The 20634-nt window shown below is 34.4% G+C and carries 23 protein-coding genes, 2 pseudogenes and 1 other annotated feature; of the genes and pseudogenes, 18 read left to right on the top strand and 7 right to left on the bottom strand.

Annotated elements, in window-relative coordinates:
• The first annotated feature begins 1 nt into the window (after position 1).
• Entirely contained in the window at positions 2 to 241 is a 240-nt protein-coding gene (locus tag MKX37_RS13365; protein WP_002165667.1) for a DUF3953 domain-containing protein, read from the top strand.
• A gap of 47 nt (positions 242 to 288) precedes the next feature.
• Here MKX37_RS13365 and MKX37_RS13360 read toward each other — a convergent pair whose 3' ends face one another.
• The gene (locus MKX37_RS13360; RefSeq protein WP_016127093.1) at positions 289 to 900 is read right to left on the bottom strand and encodes a TetR/AcrR family transcriptional regulator; all 612 of its coding nucleotides are present in this window, start codon (positions 898 to 900) and stop codon (positions 289 to 291) included.
• Between the two features lie 159 nt (positions 901 to 1059).
• Here MKX37_RS13360 and kynU point away from each other — a divergent pair, with 159 nt between their 5' ends.
• The 5 genes from kynU to MKX37_RS13335 all read left to right on the top strand — a co-directional run bounded on the left by kynU (position 1060) and on the right by MKX37_RS13335 (position 5550).
• Positions 1060 to 2346, top strand: a complete 1287-nt coding sequence (gene kynU, locus MKX37_RS13355) for a kynureninase (RefSeq protein ID WP_003189895.1) — start codon at positions 1060 to 1062, stop codon at positions 2344 to 2346.
• Positions 2347 to 2348: 2 nt separating this feature from the next.
• On the top strand, positions 2349 to 2978 hold the full coding sequence (gene kynB, locus MKX37_RS13350; protein WP_002065849.1) for an arylformamidase: 630 nt from the start codon (positions 2349 to 2351) through the stop codon (positions 2976 to 2978).
• A 33-nt stretch (positions 2979 to 3011) separates the two neighbouring features.
• Positions 3012 to 3851, top strand: a complete 840-nt coding sequence (gene kynA, locus MKX37_RS13345; RefSeq protein WP_002127699.1) for a tryptophan 2,3-dioxygenase — start codon at positions 3012 to 3014, stop codon at positions 3849 to 3851.
• 125 nt (positions 3852 to 3976) lie between these two features.
• Entirely contained in the window at positions 3977 to 4894 is a 918-nt protein-coding gene (locus MKX37_RS13340; protein ID WP_002127697.1) for a serine hydrolase domain-containing protein, read from the top strand.
• Between the two features lie 20 nt (positions 4895 to 4914).
• Positions 4915 to 5550 carry a Pr6Pr family membrane protein gene (locus MKX37_RS13335; protein ID WP_002127696.1) on the top strand — a complete coding sequence of 212 codons (636 nt, stop codon included), beginning with the start codon at positions 4915 to 4917 and terminating at the stop codon, positions 5548 to 5550.
• A gap of 56 nt (positions 5551 to 5606) precedes the next feature.
• On the opposite strand, the gene MKX37_RS13330 is transcribed toward MKX37_RS13335, so the two are convergent.
• Complete coding sequence (locus MKX37_RS13330) at positions 5607 to 5939, bottom strand: DUF3889 domain-containing protein (protein WP_002032720.1); 333 nt, start codon at positions 5937 to 5939, stop codon at positions 5607 to 5609.
• Between the two features lie 145 nt (positions 5940 to 6084).
• On the opposite strand from MKX37_RS13330, the gene sleB reads away from it, so the two are divergent.
• From sleB to MKX37_RS13300, 6 genes are all read left to right on the top strand, one after another.
• Positions 6085 to 6864, top strand: coding sequence for a spore cortex-lytic enzyme (gene sleB / locus MKX37_RS13325; RefSeq protein ID WP_002032721.1), 780 nt, complete (start codon positions 6085 to 6087; stop codon positions 6862 to 6864).
• Positions 6865 to 6879: 15 nt separating this feature from the next.
• Entirely contained in the window at positions 6880 to 8220 is a 1341-nt protein-coding gene (gene ypeB / locus MKX37_RS13320) for a germination protein YpeB (protein ID WP_078422466.1), read from the top strand.
• Between the two features lie 26 nt (positions 8221 to 8246).
• Complete coding sequence (locus tag MKX37_RS13315) at positions 8247 to 8843, top strand: YhcN/YlaJ family sporulation lipoprotein (RefSeq protein WP_078422465.1); 597 nt, start codon at positions 8247 to 8249, stop codon at positions 8841 to 8843.
• Positions 8844 to 8947: 104 nt separating this feature from the next.
• A complete protein-coding gene (locus MKX37_RS13310; protein ID WP_002127693.1) occupies positions 8948 to 9304 on the top strand; it encodes a hypothetical protein in 357 nt (118 codons plus the stop codon).
• Positions 9305 to 9331: 27 nt separating this feature from the next.
• Positions 9332 to 9829 (top strand): GNAT family N-acetyltransferase, encoded by a 498-nt coding sequence (locus MKX37_RS13305; protein WP_002013093.1) that lies wholly within the window; start codon positions 9332 to 9334, stop codon positions 9827 to 9829.
• Between the two features lie 164 nt (positions 9830 to 9993).
• A complete protein-coding gene (locus MKX37_RS13300; protein ID WP_078203324.1) occupies positions 9994 to 10530 on the top strand; it encodes a DUF1697 domain-containing protein in 537 nt (178 codons plus the stop codon).
• A gap of 41 nt (positions 10531 to 10571) precedes the next feature.
• Here the strand turns inward: MKX37_RS13300 and MKX37_RS13295 are convergent, their stop codons facing one another.
• On the bottom strand, positions 10572 to 10976 hold the full coding sequence (locus MKX37_RS13295) for a hypothetical protein (protein WP_002127690.1): 405 nt from the start codon (positions 10974 to 10976) through the stop codon (positions 10572 to 10574).
• Between the two features lie 209 nt (positions 10977 to 11185).
• On the opposite strand from MKX37_RS13295, the gene MKX37_RS13290 reads away from it, so the two are divergent.
• Together MKX37_RS13290 and MKX37_RS13285 are read left to right on the top strand one after the other, a co-directional pair.
• Positions 11186 to 12355, top strand: coding sequence for a ParM/StbA family protein (locus MKX37_RS13290; RefSeq protein WP_002013097.1), 1170 nt, complete (start codon positions 11186 to 11188; stop codon positions 12353 to 12355).
• A gap of 11 nt (positions 12356 to 12366) precedes the next feature.
• On the top strand, positions 12367 to 12702 hold the full coding sequence (locus tag MKX37_RS13285) for a hypothetical protein (protein WP_002085171.1): 336 nt from the start codon (positions 12367 to 12369) through the stop codon (positions 12700 to 12702).
• 279 nt (positions 12703 to 12981) lie between these two features.
• On the opposite strand, the gene MKX37_RS13280 is transcribed toward MKX37_RS13285, so the two are convergent.
• Positions 12982 to 13839 carry an alpha/beta fold hydrolase gene (locus tag MKX37_RS13280; protein WP_002127689.1) on the bottom strand — a complete coding sequence of 286 codons (858 nt, stop codon included), beginning with the start codon at positions 13837 to 13839 and terminating at the stop codon, positions 12982 to 12984.
• Between the two features lie 236 nt (positions 13840 to 14075).
• Here MKX37_RS13280 and MKX37_RS13275 point away from each other — a divergent pair, with 236 nt between their 5' ends.
• Positions 14076 to 15002, top strand: a complete 927-nt coding sequence (locus MKX37_RS13275; protein WP_002168245.1) for an NADP-dependent oxidoreductase — start codon at positions 14076 to 14078, stop codon at positions 15000 to 15002.
• A 61-nt stretch (positions 15003 to 15063) separates the two neighbouring features.
• Here the strand turns inward: MKX37_RS13275 and MKX37_RS13270 are convergent.
• Positions 15064 to 15768: pseudogene (locus MKX37_RS13270) on the bottom strand (class I SAM-dependent methyltransferase).
• Positions 15765 to 16668: pseudogene (locus MKX37_RS13265) on the bottom strand (SMP-30/gluconolactonase/LRE family protein). The pseudogenes MKX37_RS13270 and MKX37_RS13265 overlap by 4 nt, the downstream one beginning before the upstream one ends.
• A gap of 141 nt (positions 16669 to 16809) precedes the next feature.
• Here MKX37_RS13265 and MKX37_RS13260 point away from each other — a divergent pair.
• Both MKX37_RS13260 and lysS read left to right on the top strand, forming a co-directional pair.
• Entirely contained in the window at positions 16810 to 16980 is a 171-nt protein-coding gene (locus MKX37_RS13260) for a DUF2197 domain-containing protein (protein WP_078422459.1), read from the top strand.
• A gap of 71 nt (positions 16981 to 17051) precedes the next feature.
• Positions 17052 to 17308, top strand: a binding site (T-box leader).
• Between the two features lie 83 nt (positions 17309 to 17391).
• Positions 17392 to 18945, top strand: a complete 1554-nt coding sequence (gene lysS / locus MKX37_RS13255; protein ID WP_078422456.1) for a lysine--tRNA ligase — start codon at positions 17392 to 17394, stop codon at positions 18943 to 18945.
• 61 nt (positions 18946 to 19006) lie between these two features.
• Here the strand turns inward: lysS and MKX37_RS13250 are convergent, their stop codons facing one another.
• Positions 19007 to 19435 (bottom strand): cell wall hydrolase, encoded by a 429-nt coding sequence (locus MKX37_RS13250; protein ID WP_002085180.1) that lies wholly within the window; start codon positions 19433 to 19435, stop codon positions 19007 to 19009.
• 159 nt (positions 19436 to 19594) lie between these two features.
• Between MKX37_RS13250 and MKX37_RS13245 the strand changes: the two genes are divergently transcribed.
• On the top strand, positions 19595 to 20509 hold the full coding sequence (locus tag MKX37_RS13245; RefSeq protein ID WP_078422455.1) for an acetamidase/formamidase family protein: 915 nt from the start codon (positions 19595 to 19597) through the stop codon (positions 20507 to 20509).
• The last annotated feature ends 125 nt before the right edge of the window (positions 20510 to 20634 follow it).

Raw genomic sequence — 20634 nt, 5'->3', positions numbered from 1 at the left:
TATGATTAGAATTATCACATTCATACTCGCTTTTATTATAATGGGCTATTCTATTTACAGTTGGAATGATGATTCGAAGCAAAGTATGCTCATTTTACAATTACTTTTAGGTTTTATGCTTGCCGGTATGGGGATACACAACGTTAAGAAGGATGAAAAAGAGAATAAGAATATGGGGCTTTTGCTATTACTTACATCACTTTTTTGTATTATTGTATCGTTAATAAAATATTTTAAATAAACCGTTACTAAGCATATTGAGTAACGGTTTTTTGAGGTTATAATGTGCTATTTATATAACCCCGTCGTATACATTACCGTTAAAGTATGTACAATTTCTTCTAATTCTAGTTCTTTATCATTTTGCACGATTGTCCAAAGAAACGTTTCATTCATAGAGAACCAGCCGCATGCGACAATCTCTTTATTTAACTCAGTTCGTACTAATTCATTTTCCTGGGAATGGGTGATGTCTTGTATAATCCGTGTTACAAAGCGTTCGCGAATCTCATCCCATTTTTGACGTATTTCTTTTGAGGTTCTTATTGCTTCTTCAACAACTTGTAATATAGCTCTTTCTTCTTGTGCTAACTGTAAAAAAGCGCGCACTTGATTCTGAATCATATCTAGTGCTTCGGCCTTTGTTTGAGGGGAAAAAGAGCGATCAGCAATATCATAAAAGCGATTCATAACATCTTCCATCAAAACGACGAGGAGAGCATCTTTGTTTTTAAAATATACATATGCTGTTCCATAACCAGTTTCTGCATGTTTAATAATTTGCGTGATTGTAGTTTTTTGAAATCCGTTTTTTATAAACATAGTATAACCGGAATGTAATAGTTTCTTTTTTGTTTCTAAGGAGCGGTGTTTTCTTGTTGAAAGAGTAGAATTTTTCAAGGAATCACCTCTTTATACTGAAATATCTGAAAATATAATTGTATTGTAAAAGAAGTTCGTATATAAAGTCAACTGACATAATATCATTGACGTTATATCAATTTAAGTGATATATTTCAATTAGTTAGAATAAAAAGAAAATTAAAAGAAGGTGACACCATGTATAAAGAACCATTTCAACCAACTTATGAGTATGCGCTTGAATGTGATAAACATGATGAACTGAAAGATTTTCAATCTGAATTTTATAAAAAAGAAGGAACAATATATTTAGATGGTAACTCTTTAGGGTTGCTTTCAAAAAGAGCAGAGAAATCGTTACTTACCTTGCTAGATTCATGGAAAGAGTTTGGGATTGATGGATGGACTGAAGGTGAGCATCCATGGTTTTTCCTTTCGGAGAAATTGGGTGAATTGACAGCACCTCTTATTGGATCTTTACCGGAAGAAACGATTGTAACCGGTTCCACGACGGCGAATATACATCAAGTTATTGCGACGTTTTATGAGCCGAAAGGAATACGAACAAAAATTCTTGCGGATGAATTAACTTTTCCGTCAGATATTTATGCACTTCAGAGTCAAATTCGTTTAAAAGGCTTAGATCCAGATGAACATTTAGTACGAGTGAAAAGCCGAGATGGAAGAACACTTTCTGAAGATGATATTATTCATGCGATGACCGATGATATCGCTTTAATATTATTGCCTTCTGTACTATATAGAAGTGGACAAATTCTTGATATGAAGCGATTAACAGCTGAAGCTCATAAACGTGGTATTCATATCGGTTTTGATTTATGTCATTCAATCGGCTCCATTCCGCATCATTTTAAAGAGTGGGATGTAGATTTCGCTGTATGGTGTAATTATAAATATTTAAATGCAGGTCCTGGTGGTGTTGCAGGCCTTTATGTAAATAATAAACACTTTAATAGACTCCCAGGATTATCTGGTTGGTTTAGTTCTAGAAAAGATAAGCAATTTGATATGGAGCATTCATTAACTGCGGCTGACCATGCTGGAGCTTATCAAATAGGGACACCTCACGTATTAAGTACTGCACCATTAATCGGTTCTCTTGAAATTTTTAAAGAAGCTGGTATTGAAAAGTTACGTGAAAAATCATTACATATTACGAGATATATGCTTGATTTAATTGAACATGAATTAAAAGGCTTTGAATTTACAATTGGAAATCCATTAGAGGATGAAAAACGAGGCGGGCATATTTATTTAGAACATGCTGAGGCGGCGCGTATTTGTAAAGCGTTAAAAGCAAATGGGGTTATTCCAGACTTTAGAGCTCCAAATGGAGTTAGACTTGCGCCTGTTGCTTTATACAATACGTATAAGGAAGTATGGAACTCTGTACAAATTTTAAAGAAAATTATGAAAAATGAAGAATATAAAAACTTTGAAAATAAGCGAGAGGTTGTGGCGTAAGCATGAAAACATCGCAGTGGATTGATATTTCACAACCGCTAAATAATGATATCGCGACATGGCCAGGGGATACACCGTTCTCGTATGAAGTTTCATGGTCAAAAGAAAACAGTGGTTCAGTAAATGTCGGAAAGTTAACGATGAGTATCCATACAGGTACTCATATTGATGCACCTTTTCATTTTGATAATGACGGTAAGAAGGTGTTGGATTTAGATATTCAAGTTTATGTTGGCCCAGCGCGAATCATTGACGTTTCTAATCTTGAAAGCATCGGGAAAAAGGAATTAGAAAACTTTCATTTAGAAGGTGTAGAACGATTGTTATTACGTACATCTTCACATGGTAAAGCAAATGAATTCCCAGATGTAATCCCGCATTTACGCGCAGATATTGCAGCCTTTCTTTCTGAAAAGGGAATTCGTTTAATCGGAGTGGACGTACCATCTGTTGATCCTTTAGATGATAAAGAACTAGCAGCACATCATCAATTATTTAAACATGGAATTCACATTTTAGAAAATGTCGTACTCGATCACGTAGTAGACGGCGATTACGAACTTATTGCATTACCACTTGCATTAACAGATGCGGATGGGAGTCCAGTTCGAGCTGTTATTAGACCAATATAAGTAGAAATGAACACAAAGGGGCGTTTGGCTAATATGAAAGAAAATGAAAAGGTAATTATGGAAAAAGGGATTCATACGGATTTTAAGGAGAATATGACGTATGGAGAGTATTTACAGCTAGATAGCTTATTATCTAGTCAACAAAGATTATCAGATCATCATGATGAAATGTTATTTATCGTTATCCACCAAGCGAGTGAGCTTTGGATGAAACTAATTTTACATGAATTGAATGCTGCAATTGAATCTATTAAACAAGATAAATTACCACCAGCTTTTAAAATGTTAGCACGTGTATCAAAAATTCAGTCGCAAATTATTCAATCTTGGGATATTCTTGCGACATTAACACCATCAGAATATATTGAGTTTCGTGATTCACTTGGTCAGGCTTCAGGTTTTCAATCGTATCAATATCGAATGATTGAATATGCACTTGGTTATAAAACACCACATGCATTAAAGATTTATGAAAAGGACCCAGAATTACATGCTCGTCTTCATAAAGCACTTCATACACCAAGTTTGTATGATGTGGCGATACAAGCGCTTGTTAAAGAAGGATTCCCAATTCATAAAGATGTGTTAAATCGTGATATTACGCAGCCTTACGAAGAGGATGCAACTGTAGAAGCGGCTTGGATAGAAGTATATGCGGACGTGCAGAAATATTGGGATTTATATCAGCTTGCAGAGAAATTAATCGATATTGAAGACTGGCTACAACAATGGCGTTTCCGTCATATGAAAACGGTAGAACGAATTATTGGTCATAAAATGGGAACAGGTGGCTCTTCTGGCGTATCTTATTTAAAGCGAGTGCTTGATCAATGCTTCTTCCCAGAGCTTTGGAACGTTCGAACGAAATTATAAAAATAAACTTGTCAGCTATTAAATGCTGGCAAGTTTATTTTTTGTTTTAATAACAAATATGATTTAATAGAGAGAACGAAATGAATAACAAATATTACATAACCATTTAGATGGAGGAAGATTTCTTGAATTTCGAGCAATTACAAAATAAATTTGAAAAGAAAAAGGTTAATACATTTCTTGTTTATCAAAAGGGGGAATTAACGACTGAGTACTATAAAACGATAGACTGTGCAAATGACTTATTTAAAATTAATTCGATTACAAAAAGTATCGTATCTATATTAATTGGTATCGCAATTGATAAAGGATTTATAAATAATATACATATACCAATCACAACATGGATTCCCAATGTGCCGGAGGAAAAGAGGGAATTAACGCTGTATCATTTATTAACGATGACAACAGGAGAAAATTGGAAAGAGTTCGGAAATGGGGTTGTTTTCCCGAATGATTTTGTGGAATCAGACAATTGGGTGCAATACATTTTAGAAAAGCCGTTCATTGAAGAAATAGGTACGAAAATGAATTATAATTCAGGTTCTTCTCATTTACTTAGTTACATCATTCAAGAAGCAACTGGAATGTCGACGGAGCAGTTCGCGAAAAAGTATTTATTTGAGCCGTTAAACATTACGGAGTATGAGTGGCAACAAGACCCGCAAGGTATATATGTTGGCGGATTCGGTATGAAAATGAAATCTATAGATTTATTAAAGTTAGGAAAAGTATGTTTGAACAATGGATATTGGAAGGGAAATGATATTGTATCATCGAAATGGTTAGAAGAATCAGGTGAGGCTCTATTTGAAACGTATGAACATGTCGGAGCATATGGATATCACTGGTGGGTATTAAATAATGAAAGATTTCACATACCGTATTGTATGTATTTTGCTATGGGATACGGAGGGCAATACATTATTATCATTCCGCAGTTAGAGCTCGTAGCTGTAATTAGTAGCCACATGCCAAAACGTGGCCTCGTACCATTAAAGTTATTTATAGAGCATATAAAAGAGAATTCCAATCATAAATAAGTAGAGAAATGAGGTGTTTTATGAGAAGTGCAAAAATGATAGCGATTTATAGACTGTTATTAAGTCTTCTAGCGTTTAGTGCACTTATTACTCAATTTGTTACAAGGGCACAAGTGAAACCGTTCAATCCAGTTAACTTTTTTAGTTTCTTCACAATTGAAAGTAATATTTTAGTTGCGGTAATTCTACTATTTAGTAGTTTGGGGACAGCCCTATTTGGACGTTCCGAGCAATTTGGAGTTCTTCGCGGTGCAGCTACAGTATACATACTGACAACAGGACTTATTTATTTTTTGTTATTAAGGGGATTAGAAGAGTCACTTCAAACAGCGATACCATGGGTAAATACTGTACTTCATTACATCATGCCATTAGCGATGATTTTAGATTGGGTTATAAATCCACCTACGAAGACCATTACATGGAAACAGGCTGCGAGTTGGCTTGTTTTCCCGCTTTTATATGTTGTCTATAGCTTAATACGCGGGCCATTCGTGAATTGGTACCCATATCCGTTTTTAGATCCGAGAATAGGTGGATATGGGAGAGTATTTTTATATAGTATAGGGATATCTGTTGTTATTGGAGCTATTTGCGGATTAGTAAAAATGTTAGGTAATCGATCTTTGCATATAAAAAATAATCCTCCTTATTAAGGAAGAAGTACATAAAGAAACCTCTGTCTGTATGTAAAGACGGAGGTTTTTTTGTTTTACCGACTTGTCTTCTGAAAGGACATCTTTAAAAATTCCTCTGTTTTCGTATCAAACTCTACATCCACAAAAACACCATACTCTTTTCCACCCTCACGTAGCCATAATTTAAACTTTTCAACTGTTATTTGAACAGTTTTTGGTTGTCTACCTATATGAAGGTAATCGATAATCTCAGCTTTCGGATATTGTTCTTTCGTTTTTTCAACGGCTAGTTTACCCCATTTTGCATATGGCGGCTGTGCGTGAACAATAGATGGGTCGGTATATATATTTGAACATGTTGTTATTAAAAAAAATATAAATGCTGTACGTACGAAGAATCGCTTCATAATAAGCTCCTTTTATTCTTTTTGTATATTGTTTACATATTTCTTCAAGCATATAAGTTTGGATTTTTTTGTCTTCTTTACATAAAAGCGAGGGTTTTACAAAACATAACCATGAAATCATTTCCGTAATTAAGGAGGGAAATACATGCGTCAAAAAGCTGTTTTTAAAATAGCGATTTTGCTTGTCTTTATCGGGCTATCTTTAATGGTAAGTAGTATACAGACCAAAAATGTGGAAGCCTTCTCTAATCAAGTGATTCAAAGAGGGGCATCTGGAGAAGATGTCATTGAACTGCAAACTCGTTTGAAATATAACGGATTTTATACGGGGAAAGTTGATGGTGTTTTCGGATGGGGTACATATTGGGCACTTCGAAACTTTCAGCAAAAATTCGGATTGCCAGTTGATGGTTTAGCGGGTGCTAAAACGAAGCAAATGCTTGTAAAGGCAACGAAGTATGATAAGTCGACCGCTAATAAAGATACTACAACTAATAAAGGGAACAGTGGTGGAGGTAAACAGGAAAATAAGCCGCCAAAAAGTACAGGGACAAATGTTCCAAACGGTTATTCTCAAAATGACATTCAGTTAATGGCAAACGCTGTATACGGAGAATCCCGTGGTGAGCCGTATTTAGGACAAGTTGCAGTAGCTGCGGTTATTTTAAACCGTGTCACAAGTGCATCATTTCCAAATACTGTTTCAGGAGTAATCTTTGAGCCGAGAGCATTTACAGCAGTAGCAGATGGACAAATATATTTAACGCCAAATGAAAATGCGAAAAAAGCCGTATTAGATGCGATCAACGGATGGGACCCAACTGGGAATGCATTATATTATTTCAACCCAGATACTGCGACAAGTAAATGGATTTGGACTCGTCCACAAATTAAAAAAATTGGTAAGCATATTTTCTGTAAATAGAGCGGAGGTGGAAACATGTTACGAGGTATTATCATCGTATTGTTAACAGTAGGTGTAGTCGGAACAGGGTATTGGGGCTATAAAGAGCATCAAGAGAAAAATGCAGTATTAATTCGAGCGGAAAATAGTTATCAGCGTGCGTTTCATGATTTAGCATATGAAGTTGATTTATTACACGATAAAATTGGAACAACACTGGCGATGAATTCACGTTCCTCATTATCGCCAGCTTTAGTAGATGTATGGCGTTTAACATCAGAGGCTCGTTCTGATGTAGGACAATTACCTTTAACATTAATGCCATTTAATAAAACGGAAGAGTTCCTTGCGAATATCGGTGATTTTAGTTATCGTGCAGCGGTTCGTGATTTAGAAAAAGATCCGTTAAATGATCAAGAATATAAAACGTTACAAGGTTTATATTCAAATGCAGCAAATATACAAGATGAACTGAGAAAAGTGCAGCATCTTGTATTGAAAAATAATCTTCGCTGGATGGATGTAGAAATGGCTCTTGCGTCAAACCAAGATCCAGCAGATAACACAATTATCGATGGATTAAAGACGGTAGAAAAGAATGTAACATCATACTCGTCCACAAACTTTGGACCGACTTTTACAAGTGCACAAAAGAATAAAAAAGGCGGATTTGATGCAAAAGGAAAGGCGATTTCGAAAGCGGAAGCGGAAAAAATCGCGAAATCATTTTTAAATTTAAAAGGGAATGAAAAAGTAGAAGTTGAGAAAAGTGGAAAAGGTGCAAAAGAATCATTCTACAGTGTGAAAATTCAAGATCCAGCAACGAACAATGAGTATTATATGGATATTACCGGAAAAGGTGGATATCCAATTTGGGTAATGAACAACCGAGAAATTAAAGAGCAAAAAATCAGTTTAAATGATGCAGGAAGTAAAGGATTAACATTTTTAAAGGATCACAAGTTTACAAATATGGAGCTGTTTGATAGTTCTCAATATGATAATATCGGTGTGTTTACGTACGTTGTAAATGAAAATGGAGTGCGTATTTATCCAGAAGCAATCCAAATGAAAATTGCCTTAGATGATGGGTCGATTGTTGGTTTTTCCGCAAAGGAATATTTAGCATCACATCAAAAACGAACGATTCCGAGTGCGAAGCTAACCGCTGCTGAGGCGAGAAAGAAAATTAACCCCGATGTAAAAGTTATGGAAGAACGTAAAGCTGTAGTAGTAAATGACTTGCATAATGAAGTACTTTGTTATGAATATATTGGTACTTTAGGGAAAGATACGTACCAAATTTTCATTAACGCAAATAGCGGTGCAGAAGAAAAAGTGAAGAAGATGCAAGCTGTTGAGAAAATTTATGATTAAACATCAATGATAAAGTGGTGAAAATAATGAAAATCATTATATATATGTTAATGCTTTGTTTCGTTATTACTGGATGTAGCATTGGAAAAAAAGACAATCTTAATGAAAAGCCAGAACAAAAAAATGTCTCGATGAAAAATGTTACGTATACAAATAAATCAAATAAGCCAAATGAAAAAGCAGCTGATCATCTGGCATCTTTAGCTGCAAGTATACCTGGTGTAAACGATGCGACAGCAGTAGTAGTTGGGAAGTATGCTGTTGTAGGTATTGATGTGAAAGCAAAACTTGATCGAACTCGCGTTGAGTCAATTAAGTATTCTGTTGCAGAGAGTTTGAAGAATGACCCAAACGGTGCAAATGCAGTCGTTGTAGCAGATGTTGATACGTATGAAAGACTAAAACAAATAGGCAAGCAAATTAAAAAAGGTAAAACTGGTGAAGGCATACTTGATGAATTAGCAGCAATTGTTGGCCGAGTAATGCCGCAAGTTCCAAATGATATGATTGAAAATAGAGAAACGAATCCGATTAAAGATAATGATAAACAATTACCAAAAGATGAAGAACAAGAACTACGAAAAGAACAAGAAGATCAGTCAAATAACCATTTGAAAAAATAGTGAAAACCCCGTACTAAATTGTACGGGGTTTTTCTTCAAGATTAAATATTCAGTTTATTTTTAAGGGAATATATGGTTTAATAATGAGGGGAGGGACAGCCGTTATGATGAAAAAAAGCGCACTCATATTAGGTAGTTTATGCATAGGTTTTAGTATGACAGCGTGTGACCAGAAGAAAGAAGTGAAGAAGAAAACAGCTATGTCTTCTACTATAACGGAAAATAAAAAGCAAGAGACCATTAATATAAATCATTTCTCAAATATTAATGAAGGAATGACTTATTTAGAAGTGAAAGATTTAATCGGTTTTGAAGGGGATTTACTCATAGAAGAAGGGGAAGAACATTCTACACGAATTAAGCAAATTTTTGCTTGGAAAGGAAACGATCCAAAATCATTTGCTAAAATAACATTTTTGGATGGAAAAGTGCATTCTAAAACACAGCAAGGTTTAAGTTAATAACTTGAAGGAATGGGAGAGTTAAGCATGAACATACATACAGGAGAAATACAATTAGTGCCGTATAAGGAGCAATATAAAGAGATAATACAATCATTTACTTTACCAAGTGAACAAGTTCAATTTACGGCGAATCCAGGTGAATTACTGGAGAAAGCGAAAAATGATCGAACGAAAAATGTAGTTGTTATTTTAGACTATAACGGAGTACCTGTCGGTGTATTTATATTACAAACAGGTGATAGGGTACAGGAGTTTACAGAAAATAAGGATGCCATACTTTTAACTTCTTTTTCCATTAATCACAATAAACAAAATAAGGGATATGCTAAAAAATCATTGGCGTTATTACAAGACTTTGTAAAATATTATTATCCAGTAAAAAATGAAGTGATTCTTGCTGTAAATGAAAAAAACATTCCGGCACAAAAGTTATATGAGAAAGTTGGATTTCAAGATAAAGGGTTTAGAAGAATGGGACCAATTGGACAACAATTCATATTACATTTACCTATAACGAGATAATGAGATAACAAAGCTTACTCTTGAAAAAAATCATGTAGTAAGTTTTTTAATTTGAGATATTTTCCGTACATGATATGTTAGATGTATTAAAGTAAGTATTCGAGAAGCATGAAGGTGCAAAACAATTCGATTGTTAAGCATTTAAATACGTGAGGGGTAATCATATGACAATTTATATTGCACTACTACGGGGAATTAATGTAGGTGGACATAAGGTAATCAAAATGGTAGATTTGAAAATAATGTTTGAATCCATAGGGTTAAAAAGAGTGAAAACATATATTCAAAGTGGAAATGTAGTGTTTGAGTCAGAAGAAGAGATAAGTTTTTTAAAGGAACGAATTGAATGTGAAATTACGAACGTTTTTGATTTCAATGTTCCAGTCATGTTACGAGCAAATGATGAATTTATTAATATTATTAAAAAGTGTCCTTACGAGACCCATTCGTTATTAGAAGGAGAAAGTGTACATGTGGCCTTTTTAGCTAATCCACTTTCTGAAGAAGACAGTAAGCGGTTACTTATGTACAAAAGTGACATAGAAGATTGCCATATCGAAGGAAGAGTAGTGTATTTATTTTTCAAAAAAAGCATTCGTAATTCTAAACTAATGAACCAGTTTCAAAAATTACATACGCCAGCTACAGTAAGGAACTGGCGGACTGTGAATAAGCTGAAAGCAATAGCAGAAGGTATTTAAACATAAAAAAGTGGTTTTCTGCATTTAGAAAACCACTTTTTTTATTTATATTGTTTGGCGACAATGAGTTCAACAATAGGGAAAATAAGAAAGGAAGAACAGAGTGCAATAAAGAGTGGAAGGTTTTTTACACCATCCAAATTGGAACCCATAGAAAATCCTTCCGAGCAGAGTAATATAAGGAACATAACACCTACAAGCACAAAATACGCGATTTTAAAGCTTTTATATGTAATTTGTTGTCCCATCTCATCTTGACTTTCTTTCGATACTCCGTTTGGATCTCCCCATGTAATATGATTAATTAAATTACTAAGTATTAAAGAAGCAGCGAAAATAGTCCCACCCAAAATTGAACCTTCAGTTATGTATTTGTATGTGCCATGTACAAGTATAGCGATTAAAGATAAAGTTATGATTACAAAAATAATTTTTTTAGTATTCAATATATAATTGCACCTCCACTTTTGTAAAAAACTCTTTACATCCATAGTATAAAATTGGAAAAGTTTTATGTCAAACATTTTTTACATATGAAGTGAATGTTTATGATATTTTGTTTAAAGGATGAAGAAAAAATTACATTACATTTGAATGTAAAAGAATGGGCTCGCATATATTTGGAAGGGATGTCAGATTAATTTAGGGGGTAGTTATGTCTATTCTTTTAAAAGCTGGTGCAGATGCAGGAAATAATGGTTTGAAGTTAATGGTGAAAGGGCAGGAACCTATTTTTATTCCGAGTATTTATTCCTTATATATAGGTGAGTCTACGGGGTTGTTAGATGAGGGTGAAGTTTCATCGTCAGAATTAGAGAATCACATTGATGTGACCATTAGTTCTCCATCGCTAATGTTAAATAATGTACGATACATCGTTGGAGAAAAAGTGATTCAAGATCAATTAAAAGGTACTGAAGTGGAGAAAAAATCAAATAAATCTACTGATGAGTTAATGGTCATTACAATCCTTTCAGGTTTAGCGATAAGTGCTATGCGTCAAAGCCCTACTTCAAGTCATATTAATATTCGTTATGATTTATCTGTTGCTCTTCCAATGCAACTTATTACACAGGAAATTGCTGCTGAAAATGCGAAACGGTATATGGGTAATCACAAGGTCATATTCCATTATCCAAATGGACGCGATGTTACGATTAATGTTTCTATTGAGTTTTGTAAATGTCTACCTGAAGGCGCTTCTGGGACGTGGGGGATTGTATATGATGAGGAAGGAAATGTTGTGAAACATAAAATAGAATGTGAACAAAATCAAGTTTCAGAAATTGATTTTGTAGATAAAACTTTATTGTCTTTTGATATTGGCGCGGGGACAACGGAAGAAGTTGTTTCATTAGGGGTAAATTTCCGTCCGCAATTAAGTAAAGGATTATCGTACGGTGTAAAAGAAACGTTACTACAAATTATTACGAGATGGAATCGGAAATATCCTACGAAAACAATTGATAGCATTACAGAATTTAACCAAATTTATTTAAATGAAAAGCACCCAAGAAATGCATTGTTAGTTGAGGAATCGCAGCCAGCATTTTTAGGTTTAGCAGCACGTGTCGCAACGGATATTATTAACAAAATTGATGATATGAAAGACGATCCATATGTATTTATTTATGGTGGGGGCGCAGTTATTATTAAAAATAGCTTAAAAATGATTTTGAAACAAAAAGGACGCTTGAAAAATGTGATCTTTGTAGATAACCCGTTATTCACCAATGCTCGTGGGTTATTAGTATATACATGCTCGCCAAAATATAGAGAGCATAAGCAAAAAGAGTTAGGGTTTACAAACTTAACGATAAGTTAGTTGGTGGAAGTATGCGATCTAGGCGATATAAACGTGGTGATCGAGTGAAAATTAACATTAATAAATCAGTATCGCCTGAAATGATTGCTTGGCTTAATAAACAATCTAATCCAACTAATTTCTTTTTCTTTGCGGCCCAGCAATTATTTAAACAAGTAGGAGATATTGATGTATCAAAAACCTTGCCAAGTAGCCATGTTTTTTCTTTATATATAGAACCATCATCTCTATTAAAAGTTGAAATGAATCCATTTAAACACGTACCACTAGAAAATAGTAAATCCACCGAAAATGTAAAAAAAAAATCGTGGGAATCTGTTGACCAGTTAGATTGTCCATTTTTTTAAGCATAAAAAAATATAGGTAGAGCCCATCACTATACATACGAATGCAGTGATGGGTTTTTGATATTGTATCGTAATCTTTATAAAGTGAAACTATAATCAGTGGGGGTTTTGTTCATCCCCCACTGATTATTAGTTGAACCAATCGGGCGTTTACGGGCAGTTTATCTCCCACCTAATTTCTTTGCTTCAGCTGAATTTTGAGGTGGGAGTTTTACTGCCCACAAATAGCGGGATAAATAGAAGGGGCAAAACAATTTGTGCCCCTTCTAATAGTTGTTCTTATCTTATACAGGATATATGTTCTGAAACGGCTTTAATAATTTTATCCCAGTCATCGGGATGAATCTCGTGCCCTGTACCTTCAAGGGATAATAGCTTTGAGTTCGGAATTTCATCAATAAGTGCGAGTCCATGTTCAAGTGGAAGAGCTGTATCGTCCGTACCATGAATTACTAAAGTAGGTACTAGTAACGACTTTAGTATACCTTCATAAGAATCATCACCTGTAAGGAGGGCGTGATTAAACATACTTAATAGATTGTTAGCACGTTCTATTTCTTGCTTTACTTGTTTTAAAGTTCTTGCTTCATCAAATATACGCTTTGATCCACAGAGTAGACGTGATCCTGTAATTAAATATTTCGCTATAACATCTTTATTTGTCCAATCTAAATTTGCACCATTAGCATGATGTGTCAAAATTCTTTCATCCATTGGAGGCAAATCACGAGTATTGTTATCAGATCCAATAACGCTTGTTGCTAGTAATGTTAAGGTCAAAATTCTTTCTGGGTGTTTTACTGCAGCAATTTGAGCAATCATACCTCCTAATGACATGCCAAAAAGGTGTGCCTTGTCAATATGATACGCATCGAGTACTCCGATTGCATCTTCAGCCATATCTGCTACAGTGTAATTGGAAGTCCCAGGCTCATATGTAACAGAACGCCCAACATCACGGTTATCATAGCGAATGACAAACCTTCCTGTGCTAGCCAACCTTTCACAAAATTCTTCATCCCAATAAACCATTGAACACGTAGCTCCCATAATTAATAATATTGCTGGGTTATTAGGATTTCCAAAGCTTTCTGTACATATATCAATACCGTTTACTTTGAAAACTTGTTCACTCATAGCACACTCTCCGTTTCATTTAAAGGTCATTAATAAATAAAGAGAAATATAACTTTGGGTGTTTCTTAGGCGTAAATTAGATTGTATTTAAGTGAAATAAATGTTTTTTGCACTCATGATGCTTAATTAGTAGAGTAGCATAAATATCACCTCCTAACATATTTATTGTCATCCAAGGCGGAAAATTTTGAAAAATAATTGTTTGTTATTACAATAAACAACAAGGAGGAGAGGAAATGAAAGCAATTGTTATTAATCAATATGGTAGTGTTGAAGCATTACAAGAAAGACAAGTTCCTAAACCAGTTGTTAAATGTAATGAAGTATTAATACGTATACACGCAACATCTGTCAATCCTGTTGATTGGAAAATAAGAAAGGGAGACTTACAAGAAAAGTTGCGATTTTCATTTCCAATTACATTAGGATTAGATGTTGCTGGAATAGTTGAAGAAGTTGGAGAAGATGTGAATCATTTTAAAATAGGAGATAAAGTGTTTACGAAACCTGAAAATACAGGGAAAGGTTCTTATTCTGAATACATTACAGTGAAATCAAATTTAGTAGCGCAAATGCCTAATAATCTTAATTTTGAAGAAGCAGCATCTATACCTCTTGCAGGACTTACAGCTTGGCAAAGTCTTGTCGATTATGCACAAATAAAAGAAAATGACCGAGTATTAATTCATGCTGGAGCGGGCGGAGTAGGGAGTTTTGCAATTCAAATCGCAAAATCATTTGGGGCTTTTGTCGCAACAACTGCAAGTAGTAAAAATGAAGAGTTTTTAAAGTCTTTAGGTGCTGACCTTGTTATTGATTATAAAAAAGATAAATTTGAAGAGCTACTATCAGATTATGATATTGTGTTAGATACAATCGGCGGAGAAGTACAAGAAAAAAGTTTTCAAATTATTAAATCTGGTGGTGTTCTAGTTTCTATCGTTCATGAACCACTTCATGAAGTAAAGGGTATAAGATCAGGATTTTTATGGTTAAAACCAAGTGGAAAGCAATTAGACGAATTAACTAGTTTGATCCAAGCTGAAAAAATCAAACCAATCATTAGTAAAGTTGTGCCGTTTAATGAAAAAGGCGTTAGAGAAGCTCATATTTTGAGTGAAAGTCAGCATACTAGAGGGAAAATTGTAATTACGATGGAATGATATTTACATAAATATATGAGTGGTGACTATAAAAAATAAAAATTGTCACCACTCATATAAACTACAATTTTTGCACGACAAAAGTAATCGCATTCGTATTTAATTGAATGTGTTTACCGTTTCGTACAATATCATACGCTAAATTTTTCATTTCAACTTTTACTTCTTTCCATTCGTTATAAACGCCTTTTAGTGTACGTATCATTTCTTCCGTAGAAAGGTTAATTTCAATTAAAGCATCTAATTCTTCTCCTGTTTCTAAATCTATTTCTTAAATGTTAGAGTTAACTATTAAACAATTGATACCGCCACTCTTTGTCCCATTTTTCATAGTGTGAAGCACTTTTTTAAAATCGTCTATTGATCTAACATGTTCTAAACTTGATACTGCAACGATGTAGTCATAAGTATTAGGAGCAATATAGTAGTCTTCAATTGCTGCTTGTTCCGTTTTTATGTATTCAAATACACCATATTCTTTGCTATAAACTTGTAACTTCATTAAAGCCGAATCAAGTAGATCAATACAAGTAACAGTGCCGCCACTATTCATAATTTTTTGTGCAATCGGAGTACTGTTTCTACCGACACCAGAGCCAAGGTCCAGTATTTGTAGGTCTTTCTGTTCTTCAAGATAGTTCAGCATGTCCATAACTGTTTTAACAGGTTTATAAAGCCAAGATCCCGCTTCGAATAATTTATATTGTTCATAGCAAAGATCGTGATACTTTTTCTCTTCTTGTCTTATGTAATCGATTCTGTTCATAGTGTTTCAGCTCCAATAGTTTCATGGCGAAATGAATAGGTTGGACAACCTTTAACATTCATTTGAATTCGAAATATACCCCCAGCATGTGGGTACTGTTTTAATTCCGCATCAGTCATTCTTGTTCTGGCTGTTGTGATATATAAATCGGTCAAATTAGGTCCTCCAAATGTACACGACGTTACATATAAAGCAGGAATCGAAATACTTAAAATCTGTTCTCCAGTCAAGGGATTCCATCTAGTAATCTTCGAGCCTCCCCAATGTGCAATCCATAAACAACCTTCTACATCAATTGTCATACCATCGGGTAGACCTTCATTTTCAGGGAAGATGATAACATCTGTTGGATTGCTAATTACACCAGTATGTATATCATAATGAAAACGGACTACTTTTTTTTGTAGGTGTATCAATAAAATAAAGGTATGTATCGTCAGGAGACCATGCTATGCCGTTTGATGTATTTACATGTGATACCTTTTTCTCTACTTGGAGATTATTATTTAAAGAATACAAGGAACCGGCGCCACTTATACCATATAAGTCAGTAGTGCCTGCCCAAAAGCGGCCAGCCGGATCGCATTTCCCGTCATTAAAACGATTTTCTATTAAATGTGGTTCAGGATCATAAATATGTGTAAGCTCTTCTGTATTTAGATTAAAAGAATAAAACCCTTTTTCTAGAGCTAAAAGTACTACATCATCTAGATATGGAACGACACAGCCGATTTGCTGATTGAGGGCAATCACTCGGTTTGAATTATTAGCGGGGGTATAAATGCATAGTTTTTTCTCCATAATATCAACCCAGTATAAAAGCTGCTTTTTTTCATTCCAACATGGTCCTGCAGCTAAACTTGCTTTAGCATCTAAAACTAATTCTATATTACTGAACAAGATGTTCACCTCGCTTTATAAGATATTTATATAATTCGATAAGAATAGAGGTAAACCTTTTGTGAGAGATTATTAAGATTTGCAATGTCGAAAACAGACCTTTTCAAGTTATTAAAAAAATGTATAAACACTGTGAGGAAAATGCATATGCTGTTTTATGAGATTGTTTGCTTTTCGTGTGAAAATATATTCCGAGTATACGAAGGAAGTGAAAAATATAAGCGATTTAAAGAGAAACCGAAAGGGACATATTGTTGTGATGAGTGTAGCCACAGAATTCAATTAGAAGCGATAAAATGTTTTTTTAGGTAGTTTTATATTTTTGTTCAGAAAAATTTGACAATATATACGTTATAAATTATCATATGTAAAAACTAATATTCAAAATGGCATTGAAGAGAAGAGTAGTTAAGAAAGAATACGTACAGAGAGCTCTGGTAGCTGAGAAAGAGCGGTATACATCTTAATGAAAAAAGACTTAGAGCTGCGCAAGGAACTAATTCATTTAGGGATGGTGCGACGGGTTCTCCCGTTATAGAGATAGGGTATAAGCATGTTTTGCCGTACCTGAAGAGGTTAATATGGTGACGTATTAACAAACTGAGGTGGTACCGCGAAGTTAATAACTCTCGTCCTCAAGATGAATAATCTTGGGGGTGGGAGTTTTTTTATTGCATAAAACTGAAAATGTGAAAACAAAAATACAATTGAGGTGAGTAACATATGCATTGGGCGTATGAAGTAGCACATGAATTGATTAGAAAAAATCCAAACAAAGAAACTTTTGTTTGTGCAGCTGGAATTAGTCCATCTGGTTCTGTTCATATTGGGAACTTCCGTGAAATAGTAACGACTTATTTCGTTGTAAGGGCTCTGCAAGATTTAGGGAAAAAGACTCGTTTTATCTTTTCATGGGATGATTATGACAGGTTTAGAAAAGTTCCTAAAAATATTGATCCATCTTTTGCAAAATATATTGGTATGCCATACTGTGATATTCCTGATCCGTATGGGTGTCATAACTCGTACGCAGAGCATTTTGAAAAAGAGTTTGAGAAATCGCTCCAAGCATTTGGGATTGAAGTTGAATTCATATATCAACATGCTGAATATAGAAGCGGAAGGTATAACGAAAACATATTAGAGTCTTTGTATAAAAGAAAAGAAATATATGATATTTTAATGGGGTTTAAAACAGGAATACACCGAGAAGAAGATAGAGAAAACTTTTATCCCGTTACGTTATATTGTGAGAGGTGCGGGAAAGATGCCACAACTATTACACATTTTGATGAAGTATTAAAAACAGTTCGGTATGACTGTGAATGTGGAAATCAAAATAAATTATCCATATTAAATACAAGTCAAATGAAACTGAATTGGAAAATCGATTGGCCGATGAGATGGATGATAGAGGATGTTATTTTCGAACCGGGCGGAAGAGATCATTCATCGGAAACTGGTAGTTATAATGTATCAAAAGAAATTGCAAGAGAAATATTCAATTGTGAAGCCCCTCAATACGTTGCTTATGATTTCATTGGAATTAAAGGGCATCATGAAAAAATGTCCAGTTCTTCAGGGAATAGTATTACACCTAGGGACTTATTAAAAGTGTATGTACCAGATGTGATTCTTTTTATGTTTGCAAAATATAGGCCCGGCGCAGCTTTTCATATTGGACTTGATGAAGATGTGATTCGCAATTATACAGAGTATGAGAGATTGAAGGATAGTTATGAAAATAAAACACTCAAAAATGAAGATTTATTTGATGCAATTAAACTTTCTAGACTTGATAGCCAATTTAAAGAGTATCCAAAGTTTAATCAAGTAGCAGGAACTTTACCGTTATTAAATTTTGATTCATCTATTTTACAAGATATATTAGAGAAAATAGATAGGAGCTATGCATTACCTGAAATGATAGCGATAAGTAATCGTGCTGAGTATTGGATAAGAAACTTTCAATCTAAAAAATTAATTGCGGTAAATAAAGAGAAAAATACGGAGTTTTATAACACATTAGATGAACGGCAGAAAAAATGGTTAGTAGAAGTTTGTAAAATAATTCGTTCTAATAACGATCATTCTAAACTAATGGAGCAATTGTATACGATTTGTCATCATGAAAATAAAAAAATAATGAAAGAAAATCAAAAACAATTATTTACCATTTTATATAGGCTCATTATGAATCAATCAAGTGGTCCACGTATACCATTATTAATACATGTGGTAGGCGCTAGAAAATTCGTCACATTATTAGATTTCTAAAATATAGTTAAAAGCAACGCAAGTACTCAATAGAATAAGTACTTGCGTTGCTTAATTTTTACTATCTTGAATACATTTTTGGACATTCATCACCACTTGGTTCGTAAAAGCAATGGCTTTTAAATTGCCCTGCAAACGGCTGATTATACCATTCGGGTGGACAAGCTCCAACTGGACGAAAATACCAAAGAGCCCATCGTGCTGGCCAGCGCCATTCACCTTGTAAAACTTTTCTTGCGATTTCTTTTTCTGATTCACGGGCGCGTTGGTAAAAATATCCGAATTGCACTGCTTCGAATCCGCCAGGGCTTTGATATACTGCATCACGCACAGATCGAAGTTGTTTAAAATCTAAACAATCACAAAACACACGATTTACGACAACACAGCCAACAAGTTGTTCACCTTGTCGTCCTTCACCTTCAGCTTCAGCTCGAATTAAACGAGCTAGTAAATCAACGTCACTTTCGTTGTATGGAATAAGGGGCATTGTAATACCACCTTTCTTTACCTGTTATAGTAAAGAGTGTATGTTTCAAAATGAGCTAAGTGCATTTTTCTTGAAAATAACTACTAATTTTAAAAAGGAGCTTATACAGATAAAAGCTAATTATTATATAGAAGATAAAAACGAAAAAGGAGGGGTACTATGCATCGTATACATAAAGAACATATCATTTACGCAATGTCACCAGAAAATAATCCATGTATTGAAGTAGAAATTGGGAGCCGTCTTGTATTTGAAACATATGATTGCTTTGAAAATCAAATTGATTCTGAAGATGTTGTGTTTCAAGAATTAGATTGGAATCGAATAAATCCAGCGACGGGACCTGTACATATTAAAGGTGCAGAACCTGGTGATATATTAGTCGTAACGATTGAAAAGATTAAAATCGCAGAGCAGGGTGTTTTAACTACAGGTGCGAACCTAGGTGTAATGGGTGATGAGCTAAATGAAAATACAGTGAAAATTCTCCCAATACATAATGGACATGTTTCATTTTCAAATGAACTGCAAATTCCAATTAATCCCATGATTGGTGTGATTGGTACTGCACCGAAAGAAGAGAGTATTTCATGTGGTACACCGCATGATCATGGCGGGAATATGGATTGTAAAGAGATTAAAGAAGGAACAGCATTATTATTACCTGTAAATGTTCCTGGTGCTCTTTTAGCATTAGGTGATTTACACGCTGCGATGGGTGATGGTGAAATTGGTGTTAGTGGAGTAGAGGTTGCTGGTGAGGTAACTGTAACTGTTCAGACTATAAAAGGAAAGAAATGGCCATTACCATTGGCTATTCAAAAAGAAAAAATAATGACGATTGCTTCAGAGAAATTGCTAGATGATGCAGCGAATCGTGCTGTACGTAATATGGTGACATTTTTACATGAAGAATTAGAAATGTCTAAAGCTTATGCAACTCTTTTATTATCAGCAGCAGGTAATTTAAAAATTTGCCAAGTTGTGGATCCACTAAAAACGGCGCGGATGGAACTAGGAAGGGAATATGTGGAGAAGTTAGGATTTTCTCTAAATGCATTTCATATTAAATAAGAAAAATAGAAAAAGGATACTTTTGTATAAAAGTATCCTTTTTCTATTTTACGGATTTTGTGAAAAGAGGTAGTATTTATTTATATAAGTATATTTGAGATTGTGGATCAAAAAGGAGTTCAGAG

Source organism: Bacillus sp. FSL R5-0709, assembly GCF_038004785.1.
GTDB classification, from domain to species: domain Bacteria; phylum Bacillota; class Bacilli; order Bacillales; family Bacillaceae_G; genus Bacillus_A; species Bacillus_A mycoides.
Note: the sequence above shows the minus strand (reverse complement) of the source record. Positions and strands in the feature narration are given on the sequence as shown.

Coding starts and splice junctions, on each gene's coding strand:
- MKX37_RS13365 (WP_002165667.1), top strand. CDS start 2: ATGATTAGAATTATCACATTCATACTCGCTTTTATTATAATGGGCTAT.
- kynU (WP_003189895.1), top strand. CDS start 1,060: ATGTATAAAGAACCATTTCAACCAACTTATGAGTATGCGCTTGAATGT.
- kynB (WP_002065849.1), top strand. CDS start 2,349: ATGAAAACATCGCAGTGGATTGATATTTCACAACCGCTAAATAATGAT.
- kynA (WP_002127699.1), top strand. CDS start 3,012: ATGAAAGAAAATGAAAAGGTAATTATGGAAAAAGGGATTCATACGGAT.
- MKX37_RS13335 (WP_002127696.1), top strand. CDS start 4,915: ATGAGAAGTGCAAAAATGATAGCGATTTATAGACTGTTATTAAGTCTT.
- MKX37_RS13330 (WP_002032720.1), bottom strand. CDS start 5,939: ATGAAGCGATTCTTCGTACGTACAGCATTTATATTTTTTTTAATAACA.
- sleB (WP_002032721.1), top strand. CDS start 6,085: ATGCGTCAAAAAGCTGTTTTTAAAATAGCGATTTTGCTTGTCTTTATC.
- ypeB (WP_078422466.1), top strand. CDS start 6,880: ATGTTACGAGGTATTATCATCGTATTGTTAACAGTAGGTGTAGTCGGA.
- MKX37_RS13315 (WP_078422465.1), top strand. CDS start 8,247: ATGAAAATCATTATATATATGTTAATGCTTTGTTTCGTTATTACTGGA.
- MKX37_RS13310 (WP_002127693.1), top strand. CDS start 8,948: ATGATGAAAAAAAGCGCACTCATATTAGGTAGTTTATGCATAGGTTTT.
- MKX37_RS13305 (WP_002013093.1), top strand. CDS start 9,332: ATGAACATACATACAGGAGAAATACAATTAGTGCCGTATAAGGAGCAA.
- MKX37_RS13300 (WP_078203324.1), top strand. CDS start 9,994: ATGACAATTTATATTGCACTACTACGGGGAATTAATGTAGGTGGACAT.
- MKX37_RS13290 (WP_002013097.1), top strand. CDS start 11,186: ATGTCTATTCTTTTAAAAGCTGGTGCAGATGCAGGAAATAATGGTTTG.
- MKX37_RS13285 (WP_002085171.1), top strand. CDS start 12,367: ATGCGATCTAGGCGATATAAACGTGGTGATCGAGTGAAAATTAACATT.
- MKX37_RS13280 (WP_002127689.1), bottom strand. CDS start 13,839: ATGAGTGAACAAGTTTTCAAAGTAAACGGTATTGATATATGTACAGAA.
- MKX37_RS13275 (WP_002168245.1), top strand. CDS start 14,076: ATGAAAGCAATTGTTATTAATCAATATGGTAGTGTTGAAGCATTACAA.
- MKX37_RS13260 (WP_078422459.1), top strand. CDS start 16,810: ATGCATATGCTGTTTTATGAGATTGTTTGCTTTTCGTGTGAAAATATA.
- lysS (WP_078422456.1), top strand. CDS start 17,392: ATGCATTGGGCGTATGAAGTAGCACATGAATTGATTAGAAAAAATCCA.
- MKX37_RS13250 (WP_002085180.1), bottom strand. CDS start 19,435: ATGCCCCTTATTCCATACAACGAAAGTGACGTTGATTTACTAGCTCGT.
- MKX37_RS13245 (WP_078422455.1), top strand. CDS start 19,595: ATGCATCGTATACATAAAGAACATATCATTTACGCAATGTCACCAGAA.